Source organism: Brucella lupini (assembly GCF_002252535.1).
Lineage (GTDB): Bacteria > Pseudomonadota > Alphaproteobacteria > Rhizobiales > Rhizobiaceae > Brucella > Brucella anthropi.
In genome coordinates this window covers 84841-102040 of sequence record NZ_NNRN01000055.1, presented here as the reverse complement: position 1 = coordinate 102040, position 17200 = coordinate 84841, and the positions used below count along the sequence as shown (strand labels likewise).

Sequence of the window (17200 nt, the reverse complement as noted above, 5' to 3'; positions counted from 1 at the left end):
TTGATTGAATCAACCGATCGGACAGCCGACGAAAGACCTTGCGAACTTCCGTCGTTCCGCATTTCAGCCTAAAAGTGGAAATTGAGACCAACCTTCACGGTGTGCGTATCGAGAGAGTTCGATGCCTTGCGTCCATTCACGACACCGGAACTTCCCTGATGTTCGACGATTTCGTAAATCGGGCGCTCCCTCGGCTCGCAGAATTTCCCCCCGAGGATTTCGCAGATGAATGGCTCCGGCGGCACGATCTCCGTCCCGACCTGCTCGGTCGTGGTGTAGTTGCCGCTGGTTCCCGCGCGTCCGTTCTCGAAATTGAAGCTGCGATTTCCATACCGGCTGTAGGTGTAGTCCGCCTTTACCGACCAGCGGTCGTTGATCGCGTATTCCACGCCGCCGCCGACCGTCAGGCCAGCACGCGTTCCCGAGGACTGGTCGACGGCAAACATGGCCGTGTCTTTCTGGCCCATCATATCCTGCGTGTAGCGATATTGATCGCGGGTCTGTCTTTCATGCAGGAAGGCAACGCCTGCAGTACCGTAGACGAGCCAGCGATTGTCGAGCGCATAGCCGAGACGGCCGCGAACCGAACCGGTCCAGTCGATATCGTAATGGGTCACTGACTGGATGCCCGCTACGTCATTGATCGGCTGAAGCCATTCCTCCTGCATCATGGCCGTCTGCGAACCACGCATACGCGTCTTGCTGACATCGGCTTCGATGCCGAGCACGACCCGGTTGCCGAGCTGGTAGTTGTAACCGGCCTGAACGCCATAGAGCGGCGCGGTACCGAAGCCGCGATCTGCCGATTCAGAAGCGGAAATAGGGTCGGCGCTACCGTTGAGCGCCGTGGTGGTGCCCCATGCCCGCCCCGATGACATGCCGGTATGGACACCGGCATAGAACCCCGTCCAGTCGACGCCCGGCGCAGTGCCCTGCCAGCGGGAGAAGCGCGATAGTTGCGGCAGTTTCTGGTCACCTCCGAACGTGCTCGTCAGGCCTGCATAGAAAGTGCGGCCCGGTCCGGGCTGGTTCACCAGCCCCAGCGGATCGACATAATACTGATCCGTCAGATTTTCGATGCGGGCTGTCGCGGTCAGGCTGTCGGTGACCTTGTACTCGGCAAAAACATCCACCAGCGCATAAGGCTTCCATCGCGTCTGCGAGATGAATTCGCTGGCGCCCGTCGCCGTCACATCACCATGGCCGATGGCACGCGGACCGATATAGGAAACGCGCCCGCCAAGTGTCAGCCTGTCTTCCAGCATTTTCTGCGACAGTGTCAGATCGACGGAATATTTCGGCGGAACATGGTTGGTCGCATAGTCACCATAAAGCGACTTGTTTCCGCATGAATCTGCCGTGCGGCAAAACTCCGCATCGATATAATAGTTGGCCGACAGATCGACAGTGAAACCTCCGGTTTCGTACCGGCTCGAGAATTCAAGACCTGAAAAGCGGGCCCGGTCGATATTGTGAATCCGCATGCTGGAATAACCGAGAGGGCTGCTCCACCACTCGCGGGAAATATAGTTCTTGATGTCCCAGTTGAAGTAACCGAGCTTCATCATGAGCGTATCATCGCTCTGGAAAACATCGTTCCGCTTGAGATTTGCGCCGATATCCCAGTTATTGCCCCGTTCGGGAGCAAGGTCCGGCTGGATCACGGTGAAAACACCCATGGATTCGACCGTGCTCGGGAAACGCAGCGCATTGGAATAGTTGACGTAGAGCTGCGCGCCGTCGAAAGGTTCGACTACGACGCCCGCCGTCGGGCTTATCCCGCCTTGCGAACGATCGCTCGGCTCCTCTTCCACATTGGAGCTCTCGCCCCGGTTATGCGAGGAGTAATGCGAATAACGCAGGCCCGCATTCAGTGTCAGCCAATCCACCGGCTTATAGCCCAACTTGGTATAGACGGCAGCTTCTTCACGGGAGACGTTCGGAAGTTTCAGCCAGCCTTCCAGCAGATCGGTATAGCCGCTCGGCTTGGTATCCTCGTTAAGATAGGAAGCACCATAGGTAAGGTCGACCGAACCGTAGCGGCTCAGATCGAAACTTGACGTATTGGATATGTCGCCTCCCCACATAACGGTATCAGCACCGGTCCTGTAACCGGAAGGAAGGCCAACGGATTCCGAAGTCGGGATCGGCGAGCCCCGCCGCGGATTGCGCATTTCGAGCTTGGTCAGCCAGAGACTGGCCTTCATGTCGATCAGATCGTTGTCGTCCGGATTCCAGCGATAGCGCAGCGTGCCCGTATCGAGTTTTGCGTCCGATGTCTGCTCCTGCTGTACCGGCTGGCTGCGATCGTCGGTGAAGCGCGAGGCGAGAAGATCACCTGCTTCGCTGCGAAAACCGGTATAGCCGAGCTGAAGCTCGTGGCCGCCGTCGAAGCGGAACGTCCCCTTGGTCAGATAGGATTCGGTCTGGAGCTGCGTGTTCAGCACCTCTTCCCCGGCGCGATAATTCGTGAGGCCGCCGTTTTCGACATAGGACGGCCAGTTATCGCACCATGATCCCGAAGTGTTGCACACCCTTCGCGGCCCGACATTGACCGGCTCTGCCGATGGGCCGTGCTTGCCCGCATGATAATTGCCGCGCTTGCGATAGGCATAACCCGCAAAGAGGTCGTAGTTCTCCTCCTTCATGGCTGCGACAATGCTGCCTGAACCGGCAGTTGGCGAAAGAAGGGACGGCCTGTCCAAGCCATCGCCGGAAGGAATGGTCACCGGATTGTCCCTCGGGGAATAGGGCCACTGATAACCGCCCTTGGCGTCACCATGCGGCGTCGAGGAATTTCCGACATATTCGCCCTTCACCCGGATGCCCCAGGTGTCGCCCGGCTTGACGATATCGTCCGCATTCAATGTACGGATGGCGACGCTACCGGCAATGCCGCGCGACGCGGCATCCGATCCCTTGCTCACATCGATGCCGCCGATAAAATCGGGATCGATATAGGTACGGTTGGAAAGACCCTGATACCCTTGATAGACGGTGATGCCGTTTTCCGCGCCATCAATCGTGGTGGCAACCCGTCCACAGCCCTGCATGCCGCGAATATTGACATCAACCGCGCCTGCACCATTGCGCGCCTCGCCCGACATCACGCCCGGCGTTCCGCGGAAAATATCGGCAGGGCTGGATCCCCTGAACCGCTCGATGGTCTCAGCTGAAATGTGCGAAGTGGCCGCCGGTGTTTCGTAAGGCGCATCCTGCGCGGCGATGCCCCCGCCACTCGTAACCGTGATCGTGTCGAGAAGCGTCGTCCCGCCCACATCGAGCGGCGCCTGTCCGCCAACTGTCTGGCCAGAAAGCGCAATCGTTCCGCTGCCGGTGAACCGGTAGGAAATGCCCGACCCCGACAGAAGCCTTGTCAGCGCCTGTTGCGATGTCATCGTGCCGGAAACGCCCGCAGAGCGCTTGGCAGAGGCTAGCTCCGGCAGATAGGTGACCTGCAAACCCGCCTGCTTGCCGAAGGTGGCAAGCGCGCCCGAAAGGGACCCGGCGGGTATGTTGAACGAGGTCTGTCTCGCGGTCTGGGCATGCGCGGCGACACTTGCCGCCAATGAAAGTGCGACGACACAGGTCGATCCCAGAAGCGCCGTCGTCAGAATACCGATTCCAAATTGCCGTCCGAACTGCCGCCCAACCCGAATATTGACATCAAGCCCCATAGCTCAACCACTCCAATCCGCCATTTATGGAAATGGGCAGTCGTATGGCAGCAGCTAACTTCCGGCCCTGATGTCTGAAACGGACGGGCGGGCGCAATTTTCTCCCCTGATTTCTAAAAAAGAGGGAAAAAATCAGATAGTGGAAATAATCGTGAGCCACGGCGAGATCTGACGAACCTTGCCACCATAGGGTTCGACCACCGCTTCCAGTGCCGACAGCGGCTGGTTGAGATCGAACACGCCAGAGATGCGCTCAGCGCCAAAATCCGACTGGGCCAGCACGACACGGCCCGATTTCCACCGCGCAATACGGGCAACGACCGAGGCGATGGTATCGCGATCCGCCACCAGCAGCCCTTCCCGCCATGCCGCGATCTGGCTGACATCGCGAACACCGCGCTCAAAGCTGGAACTGCGGGGATCGAAGGACAGCCATTCACCTGCGCCAACCGGCGGCTGCGTGGGCAAGCCCGCCGCCCGAACCTTCACATCCACCGCGCCGTAATCGACGGAAACGGCGAGGTAACCCGCATCGTTACTCACGTCGAACGCCGTTCCCAGCGTCGTCACCACCAGGTCGCCCGTCGTCACCTGGAAGGGCCGTGCCGTATCGGGTGCGACATCGAAGAAGGCCATGCCTGCCAGAAGCTCTACGCGGCGATATTGGTCGCCGAAGCGCGACCGGATGGCGCTGTCCGGACCGAGCGTCACCTGCGTTCCGTCCTTGAGTGCGAGCCGGCGCAATTCGGCGGTGGCCGTCACATAATCGGCGCGCACTTGCAGGACCAACTGTGGTCCTAGTATTGCGCCTGCGCCAATCACCGTCAGACCAGCCATGCCGCCGAATAGAACCGAGCGGCGCGACATCGCCTTGCCAGCCGCGCTATTGCGTTGCGCCTGCATTACCTTTCCGGCCATGTCGTGAATTTCCATTGCCTCGCGCCAAGCGGTTTCATGATCGGGGCTGCGGGCACGCCAGCGGGCGACAAGGTCATGCGCGACCGGATTGCCGGGGTCGTCCTGCATACGGATGACGAGGTCGAGCGCCTCCTCGAACAGCCTTTCGCTTTTCGACAGTTTTTCATCCATGAACGAATAGTTCCTCGTGGCGCTGCAACTCCGCAAGCCGGAGTAATCTCTCTATAATGGGTGAAACGGACGAGCGGCGGGAATTTTCACCTGCCAGCGGAAGAACGGCGATCAAAAAGAGACATCTTCCTTGAGCCGCGCGCGCAGGTGCAGATAGGCGCGCTTGATGAGCGTCCATGTCCGCGACACGGAAAGATCAAGCTCCGACGCGACTTCGGTGATCGTCTTCTCGTCGAGACGATGCATCTCGAAGGCCCTGCGTGTCTTTTCAGGCAGTTCCAGGAGCGCGCTTTCGATGATCGCCAGACGCTGCCGGTCATAGACGACCGCTTCGGGCGTCGGCGTGTTATCGGCAAGTCGCTGCCATTCGTCTTCTGCTAGATCGGACTGCTGGAACAGCCGTTCGCGCCGATACAAGTCGATCGACAGGTTGCGCGCAACCTGATGCAGATAGGCACGCGGATTGCCGTCCTTTTGTGGTGTCGCAGTCAGCACCCGGACGAATGTATCCTGCGTCAAATCGGCAGCCGTTTCCGCATTGTGCCCCCTGCGCCGAAAGAACCGGTTCAACTCCCGGGCATGGTTCTGGAAAAGACGATGCAAATTCCACATTGCTTGAAACCAGTCAAATGGGGGATGACGAACTGGTGCGTCGCTGCTCTGGCAGCTCGCCCGCTCGTCATCTTATATATGACTATAATAGTCAAGTTTAATTTCGTATAACCACCATTTGAGCACACTTCGTTCATCTTCGTCATTGCGTTCCGTTTTAGGGAAATTGAATTCTATAGGTTGGCGAGTGTTCGAAGCAATCATTTAAATAAAATCCGATTCCCCTAAAGGAAATAAATTTCCAAAATTAATAATCCATATAAATAGTTATAACAGAATTCTATTATTATATAATTACTCAAAAACCACATCGCCATCGAAATATATTTCCGCTGGCGATGTAGTTTTTACTATAATTATTTTAGAAATCTACAATAAACTTGGCCTTAGCAGTGTTTTGATTGAAGCTCGAACCATATTGGCCGGAATATTCAAGACCCAGCGTCGTCTGATTGCCCAGATCAATATCAAGGCCAGCCTTGATAATCGCGGTATCCCTGGCAATTGACGCACCAGCCACTTCAAATACTGTCCCAGCATCAAATGCAGCAGCTGCAGTTGGTATAGTGTCGCCATAAGCATGCTGCCAACCAACGGTTCCGTTGAGCTTGGCATTCATACCGCCGAATACGACTGGAGCAGAAGCGCGAAGACCAAGTGTGGTGAACGTGGATGTAGTTGTTTCTTTTCGAATCTGGAGCGCGGCATTGCCACCATTTTCATTAAACCGATCAGTTTTCAGGCGTACTACAGCAACATTCGCAAACGGTTCAATCGCTGTTCCGTTCAGATCGAAACGATGTGAGAGTTCACCAAAAGCCTGGAAGGTATCTGCGCTGTAACCCGCATCAAGACTTTCTGAAAAACCCGGGAAAGCGACAACGCGATCAGTTTCGATCTTGTGCCAGCTATAGCCAACACCTGCCTTGAGCAGCGTCGCAGCCCATTGAGTGCCGCCATAAATACCCAGGTGATAGTTATTGCTGTGGCCAGACGAGTTACGATCATTCACATCGAAGCTGGTGCGGCTATATCCGGCGAGAGTACCCAGCCTCCAGTTTTCGACAACTTCCGCATCATAACCAGCAACGAAACCGCCCGTGGATTGCTTCAGCTTGCCTGCATTTCCATCAGCTCCGGTTTCACTCCATTGGCCGAGCGCCTATCCCCAGATTGATGCGCGCGGTGCCGACAACGGGGCTGAACCGGCATCGGTTGCGACTGTCGATAACGGTGTGTCCGGCACTTCACCACCGAACGCAGCACCAAGTCGGTCCAAAACGGCATTCCGAACAACCGAGCTGTCATTGATGATCGCAGTTCGCATCGATGCATGAACTTCACCTGAGAGTGCATTGAATGCGCGACGCGCATTGTCTTCGTTGTCCTGCATGACGACCGTGTCGTAAACAGCATTGCCAGCACCAAGCGCTTCGACAGCGACAGCTACCGACTTCTGATTGCCTGTCTTTGCCGTCGCAATGAAGTCAACATCATTACGAGCGATATCGAGGTAAACCGCATTGGGATCATGGGTCAGACCAAGGTCGACGAACGGCATGTTCTGGCTCAAATCGCCAAATGTACCTGTGATGCCAGCTCCAGCGCTCAAAATCGTGTAGCGTTTGCCTGGCATATAGGTGCCGGCGGCTTTTTCTATGTAGACCTTCGCGCCACCAAGCGTCGCCGTTCCGTTCACATCGATGCGGTCGCTTTTACCGGAAGCATCAATTTCCGCAACGTAAGTGGCTCCCGCATCAAAGGCCAGATTGCCATTGACCTTTAGCGTGCCGATAGAATTGCCCGGTGCGATGATACTGCCAGCGCCGGCATAAAGGCCTCCGACTGAACCTGCACCAGCCAGATATGCGCCGTTTTCAACGCTGGCTGTGCCGCCGAGGAATGCACCTGAATGGGATGCATCGCCAATGACCAGCCCACCTTCTTTTACAGTCGTACCGCCTGTATAGGTGTTGGCTCCATTCAGAACCAGAACACCAGTGCCGGACTTCGTGAGACTGCCAGTACCATCAATATTGCCGTCGAAACGGGTATTGGCGGACTGGTCTACGGCCAGAGCTGCCGAACCAAGGCTCAATGTGCCGCCCTCGCCCATTAACGACGACATGGTCACGTTGAAGTCATTGAGATCAAGCTTGCCACCATTCACCGAGAAGGCCGTATTGTCGACGAATGCCCCGTCCACGCCAGCCTGAAGCACTCCACCTTCCACCGAGGTTCCGCCCGTATAGCTATTTGCCTGGCCCAGAACGAGCGTACCGGCTCCGCGCTTGAGCAGCGCGCCCTCTCCTGTGGCTTGCTGCAGCAGCGTCACGCGGTTGTTTGCATCCGCGATGTCGATCCATCCGAGTCCCTCAAGGGACACGGTGCGATCCAGCGTTTTCATGTCGCTGCCCGTTATACGCAGACCGCCATCAATAAGACGCAGCCGAGCATCGGCATTGCCAAGAGCCGCATCTTCGCTGACGAGGATCGTCCCGCCGTCGGTGACAGCTGTTTCACCGATGAAGGAATGATCGTCGATGCAATAGTCCTTGATAGCCTGCTGGAAGCGTGCATCCCCACTCTCGCAATCAAGCAGCGTTTTCTTTTCTTCAAGCGTCAGATCATTCAAGGTCGACTTGCCATCGGCATCCGAAATCTGACCAAGATAAACATCGGCCCGGTGATTGTTCCTGGTCAGAACGAGTTCATTGTTCCTTGTCTCAAAACCATATGCTCCCGCACCCCAGACAAGACGCGATTTTTCTGTTTCGCCCTCCTTGTAGGTCTGGATTTGCGGCCCGGTCCAACGCAGTTCCTGTGCTATGGGTTCGTGATCCGACAAGGAATTGCCATTTGGCAGACGCGCCGCTTCCGAAAGCGTGCCGGACCATTTGCCATTGTCGACGATTTCCACCCACTTGGCGAACGGACGCGACACCATGATGTGGTCGATATTCACGCGATCCCAACTTTCCCAAATGTTGGTCGCGTCCTCGCCGTCGCTTGTCCATGTTGCGCGACCGTCACCCATCTCGCTTGGCTTGAAAAGCTCACGGTTTCTCTCGAGTTGCATCAATTGATACTGCTGTTTGAGAATATTCAGCGTTACGGGCTCATTGTTGGTCACGGGATAGGTTTCATCCTTCAGACCGGTGTCAGCTCCCTGCCTGTAGGCAGCGTCAAGCGCGTCCGCCCATTGCCTCCACGTCAGGTTATTAATATTGCTGGATGGATGTGCGTCCTGGATGATCTTGTGCGAGATCGCCTCATCACCAGCGGCCATGTATTCGTAGGCAAGCCTGGCGTAAAAGTTCTGGCCGCTTGCTTTCTTCATGAGCCTGATTTGTGCATCGATACTCAGTAATCCGCGTTCCGAAACATCACCGGCGTTGAAATCACCTGCAACAATCGTTGGAAGTGTGCGTGTTTGCGCAGCTTGAGCGAGTTGTTTAGCTTCAACGATGCGGTTTGTTGGTTCATCGTAATAGTTCAGGTGGCGTCCCTCAATGATAACATCAGAGAAGCCGTTGCCGGGATTCACGCGAATTGTATTGTTGCCCAGGCTTTGAACATTGCCGCTCGCGAAAACCATGCCACTGCCTTCACGAGCGTCATAGTCCTTGTTTTTCTGATAAATCCCAAGCTTGCCTGGATTGCTGTTGAGAAGATCAAGCGTATTCTGGACATGCGCTCCAACAACGCTTTGTCCGTTAAATACCTTACCTGAGTTGTTATAAAGCTCCGGCATGATGAGGACATCTGGTGCCACACCGCGCAAAAGATCCTGCATTTTTTGATTATAAACGAGATTGCCTTTCGCCTTTTCGTCGGCATCCCACATTTTTGAGTTGGCACCGTTGTTCCAGATATTGAACCCCATGATAGTCAAGGAGTGACTTTCGCCCGTCATGCCTTGTGCCAGCGCTCCCGATCCTGACGATAACAGGAACAGGGCTCCTGCCGCCGTCAACCCCAGCTTGACTGCGCGTGCCTGAGTGGTGCCGGCAACTGAAACTCCAACACAACATGAAAGCTGCGTTGCCAAAGCCAGAAATTTTCGATTAGGTTTGATTGTCTCCGGCGCCATCCCTCGGTCCCTTTCCTGGAAAATGCTTCCATCTCATCAATGCGAAGGCCAGTTTGATCATCTGGCTTCACTTGATTTTGAAATGACAGAGTTGAATGTCACTTTTATTACACTTTACTCATAACTGAGCTTGGATGGGCGCTGTTTCCGCAGGGAAATTATGGTAAATGTCATTGATATTACATTTTTATTTGATAGTGCTCTGGAAACCATTGAGGCCTAACTCCACTTTTTCCTTGCTTATTTCTATCTGGGAATGAGAGATGAAGCTGAGCAACCAACTGCTTAAGGATGTGACAGCGGGTATGAATGAACTTTCTGGTTCCGGTAGCAGGAAGAAAGAAATCCGGCAGCAGATGTTGTTGCAATGGGTAGAGAACAGCCACTATGTTTCCCTTGAAGAGATCGCTGAACAATTCCGCGTGACCACGCAGACCGCAAGACGCGACATTGCGGATCTGGAACATCAGGGCAAAGTAAGAAGACTTCATGGCGGTGTATCGCAACTCGCCCCACTTGATCCCGTTACCTATCGGCAGCGCAGACGCGATCGAATGGATGAAAAAGCCCGCATTGCAGAAGCGGTCGTCGCACTCATTCCAGACAACGCCACTGTTTTTCTTGACGCCGGGACCACCTGTGAAGCTATCGCCAAAGCGCTCATCAGCAAAGAGCGATTGCACGTCGTCACCTATAGCCTGCGATCAGCCGCCATAATCAGTGAGAAAACAGATTTCACCTTGGCGGTCCCGGGTGGTTTTGTACGGCCAATCGATGGAGGAATGTTTCAGGGAGACACACCGGAATTCATTCGGCGTTTCAAATTCGACTATGCAATCATCTCCGTGAGCGGCATCGATGATGACGGCGATCTATGTGACGACGACCATACGGAAGTAGCCGTCGTTTCAGCAGCACTTGGACAAGCTGCACACAAATTGCTCGCAGTTGATAGCTCAAAGTTTGGCAAACGCGCCATGGTGAAGCTTGGTTCGGTTCGCGACTTCACCGCGGTTATAACAAATGAAATGCCTGCCCCGATCCTGTCCGGCATGCTTGACGAAGCCGGTATCCCTGTCATTCTCTCATTATAGCGATATTGCTGGACGGTAGAGAGAGTTCAAACCTCACGACAAATCATTGCGTTCGGGTTGAATCCCTGCCACCTCAGCGAACTAAGCAAGCATAGTGCTCAAATCATACGAGTATTCATTAACTTCGCGAAGATCGAGCTGGTTTCCACATGGTGGATATGATGCGCCATCAGACTGACAGCGTTCGTCACATTTTTCTGTAATATGGCATCCACGATCGCAGCGTGTTCGTCTGGTCCGCATTTGAAATAATCTGCCCTGCGATAGACCGCGGTGATAAGTGATGTCCGGGACACGAGATAACGCATCATCGTGAATAGAAAATCCGACGATGCCAGTTCAGCCGAAGAAGATAAAATCCACCGGACAATTTGATGATGTCGGTCGTGATATTGTTCGTATTGGCAACCCGCTCCTTGGCAACATGATCGCTGAGCCGCTTAAAATCAGTAAGTGTTGCTGACCGGTAAAGCCGCTCCCGAAGCAGCCTCCTCTGCTAGAAAATCGATGACTGCGCGCACTGCGGGAAGCTGTCCTCGCTTGTGTGGCGTCAGGATTGTTGTCATCACGCTACCAGCCGTCCATCCCGGCAACACACGTACCAATTGTCCATCCCTGATGGCCTGCGCGGACATCATTTCAGGTAAACAAACTATCCCCATACCCATTACGGCAGCCTTTATCAGCGTCACAGATTCATCCGAACAAAACTGCGGCCGCGGCACCACTTCTACAGTGCCGCCGTCTGAGTCACTTAACCGCCAGGGCTTCATTGTCATGTTGGACATCAGACCGTCGTGCTCGCTCAACACCTCCGGTGTTATCGGCTCGCCGTAATGAGCAACATAAGAGGGTGCAGCCACTAAAATAATCCGATCCTCACTCAAGCGGCGCTGTATAAGGCCTGAGTCCGGCAATGGCTCAAAATGGCTACGAACCGCTATGTCAAAACCATCCTGAACCAGATCAATGAAGCGATCGGTGACGTGCAACTGTATCGTTAGTTTCGGATACCGCCTTGCCAGCAGAGGCAAACGGTCCGCAAGCTGAAACTGCGCGGTTGGCACTGATGCTGTGATCCGCACAGTGCCGCTGGGCTCCGCCAACCGCCGATGCACGACAGCTTCAACCGCCTCCGCTTCGATCATCGCCGCACGAGCATGATCGTAAACTTCACGCCCCACGTCGGTCAGCGAAAACCTGCGCGAGGTGCGGTGGACCAATTGCGCGCCGAGTGTTTTTTCCAGGGTCGCGACCCTTTTGCTGATCGTCGATTTTGGACAGTCGAGCCGTCGGGCTGCCGCAGCAAAGCCCCCGTATTCAACTGCCTGGGTGAAGAAATAGAGATCGTTGAGGTTCAACATTAATGTCCACGTTTGTGTCTATTGAGTCTCATTTTTCCAGTCTTTTGTATCAAAGTCTACATTTGTAATATCAACGCATCAATTCTACGGAGACATTCTCATGAAACCGATATTCGAACCGATCCTCACCTCAGGCTTCCCGCTTGGCAGTTCGGCGGGGCTCGTCACTGCCTTTGAATGGCTTGGCCAGCCCTATCGCATTACCCGCGTGGACATGCTTGGGCAAATGCGCACTGATGCCTATAAACGCCTGAACGGCAGGGTGGAAACGCCGGTGCTAGTCACCTCTGAAGGCCGCGTTCTCACCGAGACGATGGCGATCGCCCTCTGGCTTGAAGCGCGCGATACCGAGCGCCTGATTAGCTTCGAGCCTGGTACGCCGGAGGCTGACCGCATGCATCAATACATCGCCTTCCTCAATACGGGCTTCACCGGAGCATTCTCTCCAATGTGGGTCGCGCTGGAAGCGGAGGACTCCACCGAAGAAGAAAGGCAAACGCTGCGCAAATTCGGCCGCAACTTCATTGCCACGCGCCACGAACAGCTAGAAGCGATGATCGGCGATACCGACTATCTGTTGGGAGACAAGCCGACGTTAGCGGACGCTATGTTTGTAGGGGTAGCGCGATGGGCGGATTTCCACCAGGCAATCGAACCGCGAGATTTTCCACGCATTCTGCAGTTGCGCCAACGCCTCGAGGTTGACGCCGCGTTTCGCTTTGCATTGGCGATTGAAAACGGCAAGCCGGCCATCGGCAGGGGTGCCATGAAAGGACTTGTCCCGCTTGAAGACGTGCTCCACAAAGCGGATGGCTCCCTGACCGCCTAAAACGTAACAGAGCACCTCAAGCAGCCGTCAAATCCATTGATTGTCCGTCAGAATAAGCCCACATTTTAATCAGAGTAACTCACTTCAACCATTTCATGGACGCCCGATAAACTGGTGTCCATGAAATGAACATTCGAGAGATGGGACAGTCACGTTTCCCGTTCTAGAAATCCCGTATCTGCTGTTTGAGCTCTTTGGCAAAGCGATCGAGGTCTACTTTACTCGCTTCACTGGCTTTCGACATTTCTGAGATAGCCCTCTCACTTTCCTCTAGCATCGTTAGATATTTGGCTTTCAGGTCGCTATTCTCTGGCACAGCCGCGATATTGTCGCGAAGACGACTCTGCTCACCTTGGAGATACTGAAGTTTCTCATCAGATCTTTGAAGTTCGAGCTGCTTGTCGATTTGTTGCTGCCGTACTTTTGCAAGCTGGCTGAACTTTTCTGCAATATCCTTATCAGTTGCCGAGGAAGACCAACTTAAAAGTGCAGTCGGATCGACATCAATGAGCCCGAAACTTTCGCTGCGTATACGTTCATCAACAGCTACAACCGATTGCTCTTCCCCGGCTTTGACTAAAGCTTTCAACCGGTGGTGGGAAACTGTCTTGCCATCGTCAGCTTGAGAGGAAAACGACCAGCCTACACGAATAGGGTGTTCAATAATAATGGCCCTGTCAGCATCGAGAGCGCCCGATATACGATAGGTAATGGTTTCACGCAATTTTTCAGAAATACGAACGATGCCATCCACCACTTTGATATCGGTAATCTGTCTCGTTGGTTCCTGCTCCTGCGTAATTGCTACCTTACGATCTGTCGCGAAAGCAGCAATTCTCGTATCCCCCTTTGGAAGGTTCAATAGCCGGGCATCACCAACGTAGCCGGCACCACTGTCGTAAACGGTCAGGATACCGCTTGGCAGGCTGTAGCCTGTTGAATTCTTCAGCATAATCGCGGCAACTGGATGAATATTGCTGCTACCGTTTCGATAGATTGAGATCATTTCCGCTTCAATTTGCGCATCAGCAATAGGCACAGACAAGCTATCACCATTGATCAGACTAAATGTGCCTGGAAGCTCAAAAATTGCACTGGTGTCATTCTCGGAGACCGCAGCAATCTCACCGCTCGGATTTACCGCCATAGAACCACCCCCATAGCCGCTAATGACCGGCGCAGGCGCGTGTACCGCCTCTCCCGCTTGTTCATCACTTTCAAAGAGTGCGGCCTTCTCGCTCGCGGTGGGGCGGGACCTCACTCTATTCGCCAGATTTCCGGTATCTGCCTCAACAACATTATTGGTCGCCGTGTCTACAATTACCTCAGCCCTATCCTTCCAATAGATATGGTGCAGACGTTGCTTTAGTGTAACGGGATCAGCAGAAGTAAGCGTCAACTTGACGTCTTTCCAATCTTCGCCGCTCGCATTTTCAACAACAGCCCAGGCCTGAAGTCGGGCTTTGCCATCTGGCTCCGTTAATATCCGATAAGCTGTTTTCCAGATAGGCGCTGCAACGACATAAGCCAGACGGGAATCCAAGGCTGAAAGATCGCGGACAGTAATACGAATGACACGAGCACTATCGTTGCTCGCGCGCCCCAAGGCTGTTGCAGCATTTGTGAGCTTTAGGTTCATCTCAGCGTCATCGATACTTAAAGAGGTGTCTTCTCCAATTTTGATGGTTTGAATATGCCCATCCTGATCAAACACGCTCAGCACGTGAAAGTTTTCATCGTCGGATTTATTCAATGTTTCAACGCCGAGGATTTTACCCTTGACGGTTTTTCCTGCACTCGAAACCGTAACTGACGTTCCTGGTATCGAAGACAAGAAGGCAGACATTGACGAAAGGCTCGACGGTGAAAATGGAAGCTGTCTGAAAGTCTCCTCCAGCAGATTTGGGCCAGCGAGAGAAATGCTGATTATCGCACCCTTTCCACCTTTGAGGACAAGGCTTTTGAGTACATCATCGACCTGACTGAGAGGAACTTCAATCTCGACAATTCCATCGTTGGAAACTGTAGGCTTTCTGGATATTTCTGCCACGCCACCAGAAGACAAAGTAATTGCGTCGATGGATCCTGAGCTTGAAGCCAAAACCGTTGAGGAGAGCAAGGTGACGGCCATCGAGGTAAGAGTGATAAGCTTTATCATGAGAATCTCCGGTCAAATAAAGGGCTTCGTGAACCAACTCTCCGCTCCTTATAAGCCAGTTCTTGATTTTTTGCGGTAGGATCTGGGGGAGAAAGTTTGTCTTTTTCTTTGAAAGCTTTCGGGTATGGACCATATTCGGCTTGACATAACAAATGGTCTGCTGCCGGTTTTTCGGATACCGAGTTGCGTTAATCGCACCTTGTTTTCAAAATCCATCCAGATGAAATATCTCAGTGTCGAATGCTGACGTAGGCATTGAACCCTCCCCATCTGATGCCCCACAACTCTTCGAGCGAGAATAAGGGCGCTGGATAATTCGGTACGTCAACTTCATTCTGTATACTGTTGAGGGCATATCGGATTTGTAAAGTTCCAGACTGCATATTTCGAAGCAGGCGGGCTTGCCAGCCTGACGACCCTCTCCGCTGGACACGCGGCTGTAGGTAGCGACCCAGGAAGCTGGCGCGGCCCTTTTGAGCCCATTCACAGTCAAGCAGAAATATGGCACGATCCGCTCTGTTGGTCGCCTCAACTGTGCCTGGTTCATCCTAAAGAAAGCGTCTCGCTGGCTTCGGCCGCAGTGACACTATGTCGAGCCTGTGACCAGAAAGAATGATGAGAACACTCCGGGCATCATTACGCGATAATCAGATAACGACTACCGTTGTGGCGTTTATTTGCGCATTCTTGATGCTTCAGGGAATGCTCTCGGCTTCACGCGCAGCGCCATGGCGGGCAGTGAGTATGATAATCTATTTGGAGTAATCTGTTCTACTGCCGTCGCGGTCCATCTGCCGTCTCATGGGAATGATGGCAAGTCCTCCTCCAGATCAAGCGATTGCCCGGCGCGTGCGACGTTTCAGGCCGGTTCACGCACGACGGATTGCATCTTCGCCCGGGTCCTCGTGGCGATCTGTGTCTCCGATACAAGCGTTCCATTGGAGAAAACTCGTAAATGGGTTGTTCCGCCAGCCACCAAGCCTTCGATGCTTTCGGCTTTGGCGAGAAAAAAATCAGCCCATGCGCCCCGATGCAAGCCATATTCCTTAAGCCCCATGAGTTTTGCAGGGATTGCCGTAATCATCGCGTAGGCGGTAGCAAGTTCGTCGCCCTTGAGATGACCTGCAAGCAGGGTCCATCGTGCGATTTCCAGCATGTCACCGGAGCCGGTCGGAACGAAAGGGTCTTCGATATTGTCGGAAGCAGTGGCAATAGGCACACCGGCCCGCACGATCTCGGCCACCCGCGTCAGTCCGCGTGGCGGCAGCTTGTCGCAATCGCGCGCCTGTAGATAAAGATTGGCCGCAGGCAGCGTGACAACACCGAGCTTCAGCGCGATGATCTGCTCCAGGATCGCTTCGAAATCAGGCCGGTCCATAGCACTCAGAACCGAAGCATGGCTTAGCACGGAGCGCGCCTCCAGACCATAGCGGCGGACCCGCTCGAAAACAGCATTAAAAAGCGGGCGTTGCGGGTTGAGATGTTCATCGAGATGCAGGTCGATCGGACGGCCATGGCGCGCCGCAGCGGAGAACAGGATATCGAGATAACGCTCCGGATCTTCCGCCACTGCGGGCGTGCCCCCAACGGCATCGGCCAGCGCGACCGCGCGATCGATGTTGGCCTCCAGCCAGTCCAGATCCTGCCCAGGATGCGGGATCATGAAAGCCACGAGCTGCAGCTTCACCCGGTCGGCCCAGTCCGATCGTAGTTTCGCTAGCGCCTCTATACCGTTGAAGCCCGCATCCTTGTCCACATTCACATGGCTGCGGATAGCCGTGGTGCCTCGGCTGAGACAACGCTCGATGGTTCTGGATGCCCGCTTGAAAATATCGTCGGGAGGGGCCTGCCGTGCATATTTTGCGAAAGCGTCACGCGCGCCCTGCAAAGTGCCCGACGGGTTGGGCGCGAAACGCAGTACGCCTGTTTTGTCGAGATGCTGGTGCATATCCACCAAACCCGGCGAAACAATGCAGCCTTCCGCATCGATGAGCTGCATGTCGTCTTCAAGCTCGATGTCGGACGCAATATCCAGGATGACGCCCTTTTCGGAAATCAACATGTCGGCCTGTCGGACATCGCGGGCGCCGACAGCAACCAGACCTCCCCGGACAAGGCGGCGGCACGGCGCGTTGGATTGCTGGAACAGATTATCCATCGTGAACCTCACTATCTGAATGGAGTTGAAAAGTTAAAACGGGTCCGCCCCGCAGGCCTGTATTCCACAGCTTCTATAGCGGGCGGGTGCGAACCTCTGGTGTGCAGGCCGGGCTTTCTGCCCGGC

At 54.3% G+C, this 17200-nt stretch carries 9 protein-coding genes and 2 pseudogenes; 2 read left to right on the top strand and 9 right to left on the bottom strand.

The features are described from left to right. Positions 1 to 68: 68 nt before the first annotated feature. From CES86_RS20165 to CES86_RS20150, 5 genes and pseudogenes are all read right to left on the bottom strand, one after another. Positions 69 to 3677, bottom strand: a complete 3609-nt coding sequence (locus tag CES86_RS20165; RefSeq protein ID WP_094515200.1) for a TonB-dependent receptor domain-containing protein — start codon at positions 3675 to 3677, stop codon at positions 69 to 71. A 132-nt stretch (positions 3678 to 3809) separates the two neighbouring features. After that, positions 3810 to 4766, bottom strand: coding sequence for a FecR family protein (locus CES86_RS20160; RefSeq protein ID WP_094515199.1), 957 nt, complete (start codon positions 4764 to 4766; stop codon positions 3810 to 3812). 111 nt (positions 4767 to 4877) lie between these two features. Beyond that, positions 4878 to 5378, bottom strand: coding sequence for an RNA polymerase sigma factor (locus CES86_RS20155; RefSeq protein WP_094515198.1), 501 nt, complete (start codon positions 5376 to 5378; stop codon positions 4878 to 4880). A 361-nt stretch (positions 5379 to 5739) separates the two neighbouring features. Next, positions 5740 to 6528 (bottom strand): annotated as a pseudogene (locus CES86_RS27945) (autotransporter outer membrane beta-barrel domain-containing protein); the annotation flags it as partial. 12 nt (positions 6529 to 6540) lie between these two features. Beyond that, entirely contained in the window at positions 6541 to 9471 is a 2931-nt protein-coding gene (locus CES86_RS20150) for an endonuclease/exonuclease/phosphatase family protein (protein ID WP_235819960.1), read from the bottom strand. A gap of 263 nt (positions 9472 to 9734) precedes the next feature. On the opposite strand from CES86_RS20150, the gene CES86_RS20145 reads away from it, so the two are divergent. Beyond that, the gene (locus CES86_RS20145; protein ID WP_010660428.1) at positions 9735 to 10565 is read left to right on the top strand and encodes a DeoR/GlpR family DNA-binding transcription regulator; all 831 of its coding nucleotides are present in this window, start codon (positions 9735 to 9737) and stop codon (positions 10563 to 10565) included. 81 nt (positions 10566 to 10646) lie between these two features. Here CES86_RS20145 and CES86_RS20140 read toward each other — a convergent pair. Together CES86_RS20140 and CES86_RS20135 are read right to left on the bottom strand one after the other, a co-directional pair. Beyond that, positions 10647 to 11043: pseudogene (locus CES86_RS20140) on the bottom strand (FCD domain-containing protein); the annotation flags it as partial. After that, complete coding sequence (locus CES86_RS20135; RefSeq protein WP_010660430.1) at positions 11012 to 11929, bottom strand: LysR substrate-binding domain-containing protein; 918 nt, start codon at positions 11927 to 11929, stop codon at positions 11012 to 11014. The pseudogene CES86_RS20140 and the gene CES86_RS20135, both read right to left, overlap by 32 nt. Before the next feature lie 100 nt (positions 11930 to 12029). On the opposite strand from CES86_RS20135, the gene CES86_RS20130 reads away from it, so the two are divergent. Further along, a complete protein-coding gene (locus CES86_RS20130) occupies positions 12030 to 12758 on the top strand; it encodes a glutathione S-transferase family protein (RefSeq protein WP_094515197.1) in 729 nt (242 codons plus the stop codon). A gap of 163 nt (positions 12759 to 12921) precedes the next feature. Here the strand turns inward: CES86_RS20130 and CES86_RS20125 are convergent, their stop codons facing one another. Together CES86_RS20125 and CES86_RS20120 are read right to left on the bottom strand one after the other, a co-directional pair. Beyond that, on the bottom strand, positions 12922 to 14916 hold the full coding sequence (locus tag CES86_RS20125) for a DUF4139 domain-containing protein (protein ID WP_094515196.1): 1995 nt from the start codon (positions 14914 to 14916) through the stop codon (positions 12922 to 12924). Positions 14917 to 15775: 859 nt separating this feature from the next. Further along, positions 15776 to 17074 (bottom strand): amidohydrolase family protein, encoded by a 1299-nt coding sequence (locus tag CES86_RS20120; protein ID WP_094515195.1) that lies wholly within the window; start codon positions 17072 to 17074, stop codon positions 15776 to 15778. Positions 17075 to 17200 lie beyond the last annotated feature (126 nt).